This is a genomic window from Bacillus sp. NH11B, from assembly GCF_001884205.1.
In the GTDB taxonomy this organism is placed as follows: Bacteria; Bacillota; Bacilli; order Bacillales; family Bacillaceae_G; genus Bacillus_A; species Bacillus_A proteolyticus.
This window is the reverse complement of sequence record NZ_MAOG01000119.1, coordinates 124182-134790: the sequence shown is the minus strand read 5'-3', so window position 1 is coordinate 134790 and position 10609 is coordinate 124182. Positions and strand designations below refer to the sequence as shown.

The window sequence follows — 10609 nt, the reverse complement described above, 5'->3', positions numbered from 1 at the left end:
CGGTCACAGCCACGGTCACAGCCACCGCCGCCCCAGCTACCGCCACCGCCACATCCGAAGCCACAGCTGTCACATCTACTAAGACCACCGCAAATATCACATCCACCGTTTGAATATGCGTCATAGTATCCAAATCCTGTATCAAAAGATGAACGCCCTTTTACCGGTTCGATCCAAACAGAATCATCTGTCACGTCTACTATTTTACCTAAATGGATGCGACCGTCACGATCTTCAATTCGAACTACTTTTCCAAAATAACGTTGGCATGTATCATAACATTTTTGTCTATGCATGTTCTTTCCTCCTTCCCATTACAGTAATACGATATGTAAGCGGGACAAGTGCGGCTTGTATGAATGACCTATCTATCATAATTGTTATAGGAAAGGGGAAATATACAAACAGGATACATAACGAGGAGGAAGAGAAATGAAATCTACAGACCAATTTCAGACATACGAAGTTCCTTGGGAAGAATTTATTGAAGCATTGCGGGGGGAAATGAAGAAACAAGTAGGGGCGGATATTATTGATACGGTCGTATGTAATTTGAAAGATGGTTTTGAAGTGTATACATATGTGCAAGGAGATTTGGATTTTGAGTATAAGGAGGCGCTTGAAAGAAAATACGGAAGCGATGCGAAGGTACCTAACTTACTAACTGTTATGCTGTTAGCTAGTATTTACAATGCAAGTGAAGAGAATATACGTTTACATGCAGATCAAAAGGAAAATCCGATTGTTGAAGTATATGTGAAGAAGTAAAGAGTGCGCTAATTATAGCGTGCTCTTTATTTCTTGTATTGAAAAGAAAATCAAACTTTAATGGTGGAATTTATAGCGGGAAAAGTATGAAAGCTATGTGTTATTTCAGATATATAATAAGGAAAAAACTCGAAATAAAATATGGGAGTAGTTCATTTTTGTTTACATAATGTAATTGTTGTGAACTGTTGTCCTAAAATACAAGTCATATATCTTGTTTCCCCTCATAAATTTAAACATAGGAATTTGTCTACAAAGGTGGCGAAGCCTCATCATGAAAATTCGAATTTGTGCCACGTTCATGTTGTTTCTATTTATATGTTTACCTTTTTCAGCTTTTGCAAAAGGAGAGGAGGCAAAGGAAAGGGTCGTTTCACTTGTATATGATGATTCGGGCAGCATGAGAAATAACGATCGTTGGAAGTATGCCAATTACGCCTTGCAAAGTTTAGTTGCGCTATTAGATGAGAAAGATAAATTTTCTTACGTTCCAATGAGTAAGCCAAATGATCCGTTAAACATTTCGTTAACAAAGGATCAAAGGCAAACAGAAATTAATGGAATCGGCGCGTGGAAAACATATTTAAATACTCCATTTAGCGCAGTAGAAACGGCGATGCAATCTATAAAGAAGGAAGCAGATATAGATGGGAAACGTGAATTTTGGCTTATTGTATTAACTGACGGGGCATTTAATGATTTGGAGAAAGATAAGGTTGGCGGAAAAGAACAAATTACACAGAAGTTAGCACAGTTTAAGAAAGAGATGGATTCTAAAAAGATCTCTTTGCACCCAGTCTTAATCACGATGGAAGAGGATTTAGGGCAGCAAGAAAAAGAGCAGTTAAATACGTTTAAAGAGATTTGGAAAAAAGAAATGAATGGAGTTGTCATGCCGTCTAGCGGTGAGGATGGTATTGTACAAAGTGTGAATCAAGTGGCGGCATTAGTTGCAAATCGTGATCCATTTTCTTCTGTTGAATCGATTGTCAAAACGAAAATAGTAGGGAAAAAAGTAGAGATTACAACACCGTTTCCATTAAAGCGTATGACGCTTGTACGACAATCACCTTCTTTGTCTAATTATAAAGTTATGCAACTTTCCAAACCGTTACAATTGCAGTCCTCTTTTTCCATACATGCACCAGGAGAAGCTAAATTATTCGGAAATATAGTGCATGTAAGTACAGCGAATCAGGAAGTGATTAAGCCAGGGACATATACGATAGAAGTCGATCAGGACATTGAGAAAGAGGGATTACAAGTACTTGTTGAACCAGCGCTTAACTATACTGTTTCTACGTATGACAAAGATGATAAAGATAGAAAAAATGTTGAGAAAATGTATGAAGGTGTGACAGCTGTTATTGAAGCGAAACCTACTGAATTACCAATTCAAACTTCTTATTTCGAAGCAGAAGTAGAAATAGACGGAAAGCAGTATCCGATGAAGTGGGATGATAAAAGACATGTTTTTTATTACGAGACAAAGGTTGGTAAAGAGTTAGTACGCGGGAAAGTCCATATGAATATAAAGGGATTTTATAGACAGACGATAGAATTCAAGATTGAACCAGCTGAAAAACCAAAATTAACACTTCAAGCTGTTACGAAAGATTATGAAGAAAAGGTAACAAATTTAGAAAATAGTAAACCATTTATTTTACAGCCACAGTTAAATGGTAAACCGATGACAGAAGAGGCTGTAAAGAAACTATTAAAATCTACTGGTGTCACATCGAATCAATCGATCAACTATGAATTAAAACAGCATGGTAGTCAAGTTTATGTTTATCCTCGACCTTATTACTCCGACACATTCAATTTTACAGATACCGGCACCGTAGAGGCTACCATCACGATCAATGATTCAACATTACAAGAAGTAAAGGAAAAGATCGTACTGCACATTGAAAATGCGCCGTTTTTTGAGAAGTATGCGCTCGTTTTTAAATTTGTAATTCCTATCACTTTATTACTTTTAATAGTAGGAATTATTATTTTAGGATGGATTGTTCGTCCGAGATTTCATCGGAAAGCATTACTATATTACGAATGGGATCAAGAAGTAGCGAAAGATTGGCTTTATCAATCTGAACCAGAGTTACTTAAAAATAAATGGTGGAAGCACTATTTTGGCATTCCATTCCGAGCAGAAAGAAAGACGGTGCAATCTGTAACATTAATAGCGAAAAAAGGATCGAAATCTATATTTGTAGCGAAAGAATCGCAAGTGGTTGGGATGATTATTGATGGGATGTTTATAACAGAGGAAGAAGTGGGAATGGAGCATAAGACGTTGTATCCAAATGAACTTTTAGTAATTGATAGAGGATATGGTAAGGAGATTTATCGGTACGAATGTGAATAGTAGATAGGGTGTAAGAGGGGCGGAGGAGGCCCGGCTCTCTTTATTCTTCTTTTCAAACAAGCAAGAATAGGAAGGTGGTTCACATGACATTACAAGTTCCAACAATTTTAATTGGCTTAGGTGGAATCGGTAGTACTGTCACACATCAAATATATGAAAGATTACCTGAGGAGCGTCGTAAAAAGGTAGCGATGCATGTATTTGATACAGATGTGAATACATTGAGTAAATTTGATCATATTCGGAAGTTTAAGACGCAAACGAGCTCGAGTAAAACACCGAGAGAGTATATTGCGGGAGATCCAACGATTCCAGAGTGGTTCCCAATGGACCCGACTATACTTGATAAACCGTTAACGGAAGGAGCGGGCCAGTTACGTGTCATTTCACGTTTAGCGCTACGTGCTGCGATGAAAGAAGATAAACTCACATCGTTTTGGCAAGAAATCGAGAAGATTTTTCCAGTTACAAGTGATCAGACGGAATATGGTGTACGTGTCATTATTGTAACATCACTAGCTGGCGGAACAGGCTCAGGAATGTTTTTACAAATCGCATTATATTTGCGTGAAATGCTCCGGAAAAAATTGCAGCATCACAACATTTTAATTCGCGGTGCGTTTTTAATGCCCGATGTTTTAGTTAAGACGAGAACGGTTAGTGCGAAAGAGTTTGAAACTGTGCAAGCGAATGGTTATGCATCGTTAAAAGAGTTGCACGCTATTACGCTCGGGTCGACTGGTGAATTATCCAAACGAGGCGGCGTAACGATTGAATTAGAATATCGTCCTGATCAAGTGGATGAAGATGGAAGAACGAATCATACGATAAAGCAGCATCATTTACCGTACAATTATTGTTTCTTATATGATTATGAAAATTTACATGGGCACCATTTGCACAATTTATCGGATTATATGGAGCAAATGGCAAATACGATTTATTTACAGTTATTCAGTCCAATGTCTGCAAATCATTTTGCGCAAGAAGATAATCAAATTCAGCAATTGGCAGAATCGAGTGGGAAAGGGAGATATTGCGGAGCAGGAACGGCGAAGCTCATTTATCCGTATGAGCACGTTTTGAAATACTGTGCTTTAAAATGGGCGGTGCAAGGTTTAGATGAATCTTGGCTTCATTTAGATCAACTGTTTCAAGAGAAGAAGCAAAGATACGATCAAGATGTAAAGCGCGGTATGCAGCGTGAAAAGCCAGAGCGCGGGAAAAGTTATTTAGAAGATTTAGAGCATCTTGCTACTCGTCCAGAGCAGGCCCATATTTTTTATAGACAAATGTTCAATGAGACGCGCGAAGGGGCAGAGGGCGGTAAGGTCGGTGTTGCGAAGTCTAAGTTGTTTTTAGAGGCTGTCGAAAGCTATGTACACCGTACAGTGCAAAAAGATGAAGAATTAAACCGCCTGCAGCATGAGTGCAAAATATCGGCTACGAAACTGAAAATGATGGAACAAATGAAAGGTGAAGTAGCGAGAGTTGATCATGCGGTTCGTTTATATGCTTATGCGATTCCGAGCCGTGTACATGAGCATGTTACTACACTTTTATATGACATGGTCGAATCAGACCGCTTTATACCGAGTGGATCAGAAGGACAGTCTTATCAATTAAATACATGGTTTTTAAAGAAAACGGATCCGGTTCATCCTGTCGCAGCACGTTTTATGCTGTATGAAATTCGTAAGCAGTTAGTAGAGAAGATGAATCGACTGCATGAAAATAACGAACAAAAGCGTAATTTAATTCAAAACTACGATAAGAAATTTAATGTGAGTAATATTGATGGAACGGTAACGGCTGTTCGCCGCGTTGAAATTGCTCAGCAACAAGGCTGGGTCGGGAAAATGTTTTATAATCAGCAACGTTTGTTCAAAAAAGAATTTGAAGATATCGTAACGCAATATGTCCACAAATTAAGTGAGTATCGTAAAGAAATGTTATTAGAACTCGTGTATCAATCGCTATACCAAGCAGTTGATAAAATGATCCAATATTGGGAAAGATTCTTTGATAATTTACACGAAACACGTGAAAATTTATTGTTTGAAATCCAAAAGCGAAGCAAGGAATTTGAGGGGAAAACGAACCCGACGAATGTATATGTATTAGCAGAAGAGAAATTGCAAGAAAAGATTTGGCAAGATATGCAGCAACATTTAAATTTAGGTGTATTACCGAAAGATATATCGTCCGAAATTTATATGAGCTTGTACGGGGAATATTGTCGTGATGCGAAAGCCGAAGAAATTCAGTCGAAAAAGGTGGAAGACTTCTATCGTGAACATATATTGAGTTATTGTTATGACGAACTTCAAGTGCGCTATCGTGACAAACTAGAGCTTAATATCGTTGAAGCATTGCGAAAAGAAGCAGATTTCAAGAAACGTGATCGTGATGAATACGTTCGTGAAAAAATTGAAGATCTTTTCCATTTAGCAAGTCCGTTCGTTCCAAAAGTTTCTCATCATAGAGAGTTACAATATTGGGGCGTACATCCATCTTTAAAACAAGAATTGCAAGAAGAGTTATTGCAAGAAATGTTTAAAGAAAAAGATACGGTAAACGAGGCGTTTTCACCATTTGAAGTGATTTGTTATCGTGCTCATTACGGATTATCGCTACAAGATTTCCCCAAGCTTTCATCTGGGCATATTGCAAATGGCTTTATGAACGATAAAGGTGACTACTTTCAATCGTATTATCGCCGCGTGAACAAATTAAATAGTAAAAAATCTAGTTTGACGCCGCATTTAGATAAATATTGGCACTTACCAGCCTTTATGCCAGACTTGAATGCAACGCAAACAAAGTTAGATTACGATAAATGTAATCGTGCTCTTCTATACGCGTATATGTATCGCTGGATTAGCCTAGTGGCTGTAGATGGGCAGTTCGTGTATCAATATAACGGTGTCGGCCGTAGCTTTTTAATCCAGTCGATGGGGAAAAATATTTCAAGCGAAAGTTATAAGTTGCACAGAGCATTGCTTCATAATCCGTTTATTTATGAAAATATCTTGTCCAGGTTTGAAGAAGAGCAAGAAAAGGCAATGATACAAGGTGGGCATTTATATACACATGCATTTGTATTAGGTGCTCAAGATATTAGATGGCTTCGTAAAGAGCATGTCCATAATATTTTAGATATGATTTTAATGTATGACCGTGAGGCGAAATATGACCCGACGTTAGAAGAAACATCTGACGATTTGTTAAGGCTATTCCTTGATGAAATTGAGCTGTATTTCCAAAATTACTACGGAACAGGCGCGGATATGGTTGCGAAGAAAGAAAAAGAGATGTTTATTAAGCAATTGTGGGATCGTTCGTATGCGAAAGGGTATGTAGATCCAAATAGTGCACCTTATAAAAAATGGCAAAACTTATTACATGTCCAAGATGAAGAAGAAGCACCAAAAACGAATGTATAATGAGCGAAAAGGGAATCCTTAAGAATGGCAATACAACTTTAGAAAAGAGGGATTCCGATGCCGTTTTTAGGGAGTGTATATCAAATATTTGGATTATATCCAGAAATTTATTATGGAATGATTTCAGCAGAGCTGCAAGAAGAAGCTCGAAAGGAACATATCGATAATAGTAGTACAGAAATTGAAGCGGAAGAATAAAGCGCAGATGAACATCTGCGCTTTTTTTATTGTCCTAAGTGAAAATACTGTTTGCAATTTGTAGGGAAGTTAATCGGTCTAACAAGATGAATAGTTATTTTTATATAATGAATCGACTGGTTTTATTGTGTTTACATACGGGGATTACATTGAATTCAATGTATAAAAATGAATTTTGAAATAATGAAAAGTGTATTAAAATGGGAATTGACAGTGTTTGTTATTGGGATCGTATATTTTGTAATGCTATTTTGTTTATAATTATTCAATGTTGGTGAATTAATTATATTGTTGACAATATAATTAATTGTGTGATAAATTCAATCAATCTTCTAAAAACATGACTGTTAACAAGCGTATTTTTAGAAGATTGATTTTTCTGATTTTAAACCATTTAATGTGTGGAGTTTATATAGGGAGTGAAAGTAAAACATGAATATTATTAATGTGTAATAGCAACAGTAATAAAGATTGTAATGAGTAAGGGATAATTTTGAAAAAAGAGGTTTCTACGAATGAGTTTATTTATAAAGAAAGCAATGAATGAAGAAAAGAAAAAAGTGTTAAAACAAACTTTAGGAGCAATTGATTTAACGCTTTTAGGAATTGGAGCAATTATTGGTACAGGCATTTTTGTATTAACAGGTATTGTAGCAGCGAAACATGCTGGTCCAGCAATTGTATTATCTTTTATGTTAGCTGCAATTGTATGTGCTTGTGTAGCCTTTTGTTATGCTGAATTTGCATCTACAGTCCCGGTCTCAGGAAGTGTGTATTCGTATACATATATGACATTAGGTGAGATTTTTGCTTTTATAGTTGGCTGGTGTGTCATGTTAGAGTACTTATTAGCTACTTCTGCGGTGGCGGCGGGATGGTCAGCCTATTTTCAGTCATTGCTACTAGGGTTTAATATTCATATTCCGGCAATCATTGCTTCTGCACCAGGGATGGGGAATGGCGGAATTATTGACTTGCCAGCGGTTATTATTATTTTAGTTGTTACATTTTTACTAAGTCGTGGTGTGAAAGAAAGCGCACGTATAAATAATATAATGGTTATTATTAAACTGGCTGTTATTTTAGTATTTATTATTGTAGGAGCAAAATATGTAAAGCCAGAGAATTGGCAGCCTTTTCTTCCTTTTGGATACCATGGTGTTATTGGAGGAGCTGCTACTGTATTTTTTGCCTTTTTAGGTTTCGATGCAGTTGCAACAGCAGCAGAGGAAGTGAAACGCCCACAACGTAACGTTCCAATCGGATTACTGGTCTCTTTATGCATTTGTACAATTCTTTATGTTGGTGTTTCATTTGTGTTAACTGGAATGGTGCCATTTACGGATCTGAATGTAGCTGATCCAGTTGCGTATGCACTGCGTATTGTAGGAGAGGATAGAATTGCTGGTCTATTATCAGTTGGAGCGATAGCTGGTTTAACAACAGTTCTGTTAGTTGCTATGTTCGCATTTGTTCGAGTATCATACTCGATGAGCCGAGATGGCTTGTTACCAAAAAGATTTTCGAGTGTTCATAAACGTTATCAAACACCATTTTTTAATACATGGATTACGGGTATTCTTGCGGCTGTATTAGCAGGTTTATTGGACTTGAATTTGTTGGCGAATTTAGTGAATGTGGGAACGATAACAGCGTTTATATTTGTGTCTATTGCTGTAATTGTATTAAGGAAGACACATCCTAATTTGGAAAGACCGTTCCGAGCTCCGTTAGTTCCATTCTTACCTATACTTGCGATAGTAAGTTGTTTATATTTAGCATTAAATCTTTCTAAAACTACTTTAATCAGTTTTGCAATTTGGGTTATTGTAGGTATTTTTATCTATTTTATATACGCGAAAAAGCATAGTAAGATTAGAAATAGAGTATAAGGTATTACAATGATGGTTGTAGGCTAAAAAGATTTATTTTTAACCTATAGCCATTTTTATTTGTACGCACCTTATTTTCGTGTTAACATAAAGCGAATTTTTTAAGGGAGAGAAAGAGATGAAATGGATTTATTTTATTATTATCAACGTTATAGCATTTAGTATGATGGGGCTTGATAAGCGAAAAGCAAAGAAAAAGCAGTGGAGAACGCCAGAAAGTACGTTATTTTTATCAGCTGCAGCTGGAGGGGCGGTTGGAGCTTGGATTGGTATGTATATGTTTCATCATAAGACACATAAAAGTAAATTTGTCTTCGGTATTCCAGTGCTCGTGATTATAACAGTAGGAGTGTTTTTATACATATAAGGGATTTGTAAGAGGAATGTCGAAAGAAATGCAGATTGAATATTGGTAAAGTAAGTATATGAGACCTTATAATGAAGAAAAAAAGAGAAGAGGAGACCAGGGAAGATGGGGAGTCAAACAGCAGAGCAAAAGCAGGGGATTATATATGCGGCGGGTGCGTATACGATGTGGGGAGTCCTTCCGATTTATTGGAAATGGGTGGAGGAAGTACCGGCAGATGAAATATTAGCGCATCGCATCGTTTGGGCATTTGTTTTTATGTTGTTAGTTTTAGGAGTAACGAAGAGGTTTCGTCAGTTTGGTGGGGAGTTAGTGGCCCTTTTTAAACGACCTAAATTATTAATGTCATTAACAATTGCTTCTGTACTTATTAGTGGAAACTGGTTTGTATACATATGGGCAGTAAATCATAACCATGTAATCGAAGCGAGTCTTGGGTATTATATTAATCCACTTATAAGTATTTTACTTGGTACAGTTGTTTTAAAAGAGAAGCTTAATTTTTGGCAATATGTTGCGGTTGGTTTAGCTGGATTAGGTGTTGTTATTTTAACGGTACGTTTCGGATCAATTCCATGGGTTTCTCTTTCACTTGCTTTTTCATTTGGATTATATGGATTAACGAAAAAATTATTAAATTACGACGCAACAATCGGGCTTACGATGGAAACGATGTTAGTGACGCCATTTGCACTTATATATTTGTTTATGACAGGAGTGCATGGTTTCGGTTCGTTCGGTTCTATTTCGGCAATATCAACGTTTCTTTTAATAGGTGCGGGTATTGTTACAGCATTACCACTCTTTTATTTTGCTAAAGGGGCACAACTTATTCCGCTCTATATGATAGGATTTTTACAATACATCGCACCGACTATTAGTTTAATTTTAGGTGTGTTCGTTTTTGGTGAACATTTCACATCTACTCATATGATTGCGTTTTTCTGTATATGGATTGCTTTATTGGTCTTTTCAATGGCGAAAACAAAGTTTCTACTACAGAAACAACCAAAATTTATTAAAAATAAATCAGCAAAAGTATCATAATGCGTAGTATTTTCTACGCATTTTTCTTTATACTTATATTATATAGAAATTCCATTATAGTCAGTGAGGAGCTGAAAAACATGGAAACAATTTTACATAATGATCCACTTATAGCAGCTATAATTTCTTGGTTTTTAGCACAGTTAACGAAAGTCGTTTTTAAATTAATAAAAACAGGCGAGTTTGATTTTGCTAAGTTCTTTGCTTCAGGTGGAATGCCAAGTTCGCATGCTTCGACTGTTACTGCACTTGCTACAGGTGTCGGAGTGGTGGAAGGTGTGGAGAGTCCAATATTTGCGGTTGCCGCTATTTTTGCCATTATTGTTATGTACGATGCTTCAGGAGTAAGGCTTGCGGTAAGTAAGCAAGCGAAAATATTGAATGATTTTTTTCATGGTAGACAAACAGAATATAAAAAGTTAAATGAGCTCGTTGGACATACACCGTATCAAGTTGTTGTGGGTGCACTATTAGGAATTGTTGTCGGGGTTGGGTATTGTTTGTAAGCAGAATGTGTGTA

General features: G+C 36.7%; 9 protein-coding genes. 8 read left to right on the top strand and 1 reads right to left on the bottom strand.

Annotation, left to right across the window (positions count from 1 at the left end):
• Nucleotides 1-296: hypothetical protein (locus BAU27_RS22585; RefSeq protein ID WP_071772009.1), on the bottom strand; the 296-nt coding region annotated here is incomplete at its 3' end.
• Nucleotides 297-432: 136 nt separating this feature from the next.
• Between BAU27_RS22585 and BAU27_RS22580 the strand changes: the two genes are divergently transcribed.
• From BAU27_RS22580 to BAU27_RS22545, 8 genes are all read left to right on the top strand, one after another.
• On the top strand, nt 433-768 hold the full coding sequence (locus BAU27_RS22580) for a hypothetical protein (RefSeq protein WP_002146364.1): 336 nt from the start codon (nt 433-435) through the stop codon (nt 766-768).
• 274 nt (nt 769-1042) lie between these two features.
• Nucleotides 1043-3139, top strand: a complete 2097-nt coding sequence (locus BAU27_RS22575; RefSeq protein ID WP_071772008.1) for a vWA domain-containing protein — start codon at nt 1043-1045, stop codon at nt 3137-3139.
• Nucleotides 3140-3222: 83 nt separating this feature from the next.
• Nucleotides 3223-6585 carry a tubulin-like doman-containing protein gene (locus BAU27_RS22570; RefSeq protein ID WP_071772007.1) on the top strand — a complete coding sequence of 1121 codons (3363 nt, stop codon included), beginning with the start codon at nt 3223-3225 and terminating at the stop codon, nt 6583-6585.
• A gap of 57 nt (nt 6586-6642) precedes the next feature.
• Entirely contained in the window at nt 6643-6783 is a 141-nt protein-coding gene (locus BAU27_RS22565) for a hypothetical protein (protein ID WP_002066460.1), read from the top strand.
• 515 nt (nt 6784-7298) lie between these two features.
• Nucleotides 7299-8675 carry a branched-chain amino acid transporter BcaP gene (gene bcaP, locus BAU27_RS22560; protein ID WP_071772006.1) on the top strand — a complete coding sequence of 459 codons (1377 nt, stop codon included), beginning with the start codon at nt 7299-7301 and terminating at the stop codon, nt 8673-8675.
• A 118-nt stretch (nt 8676-8793) separates the two neighbouring features.
• Nucleotides 8794-9042, top strand: a complete 249-nt coding sequence (locus tag BAU27_RS22555) for a DUF1294 domain-containing protein (protein WP_000871335.1) — start codon at nt 8794-8796, stop codon at nt 9040-9042.
• A gap of 105 nt (nt 9043-9147) precedes the next feature.
• Nucleotides 9148-10089, top strand: a complete 942-nt coding sequence (gene rarD / locus BAU27_RS22550; RefSeq protein ID WP_071772005.1) for an EamA family transporter RarD — start codon at nt 9148-9150, stop codon at nt 10087-10089.
• A gap of 80 nt (nt 10090-10169) precedes the next feature.
• Nucleotides 10170-10595, top strand: coding sequence for a divergent PAP2 family protein (locus BAU27_RS22545; protein WP_000447809.1), 426 nt, complete (start codon nt 10170-10172; stop codon nt 10593-10595).
• Nucleotides 10596-10609 lie beyond the last annotated feature (14 nt).

Coding starts and splice junctions, on each gene's coding strand:
- BAU27_RS22580 (WP_002146364.1), top strand. CDS start 433: ATGAAATCTACAGACCAATTTCAGACATACGAAGTTCCTTGGGAAGAA.
- BAU27_RS22555 (WP_000871335.1), top strand. CDS start 8,794: ATGAAATGGATTTATTTTATTATTATCAACGTTATAGCATTTAGTATG.
- bcaP (WP_071772006.1), top strand. CDS start 7,299: ATGAGTTTATTTATAAAGAAAGCAATGAATGAAGAAAAGAAAAAAGTG.
- BAU27_RS22545 (WP_000447809.1), top strand. CDS start 10,170: ATGGAAACAATTTTACATAATGATCCACTTATAGCAGCTATAATTTCT.
- rarD (WP_071772005.1), top strand. CDS start 9,148: ATGGGGAGTCAAACAGCAGAGCAAAAGCAGGGGATTATATATGCGGCG.
- BAU27_RS22570 (WP_071772007.1), top strand. CDS start 3,223: ATGACATTACAAGTTCCAACAATTTTAATTGGCTTAGGTGGAATCGGT.
- BAU27_RS22565 (WP_002066460.1), top strand. CDS start 6,643: ATGCCGTTTTTAGGGAGTGTATATCAAATATTTGGATTATATCCAGAA.
- BAU27_RS22575 (WP_071772008.1), top strand. CDS start 1,043: ATGAAAATTCGAATTTGTGCCACGTTCATGTTGTTTCTATTTATATGT.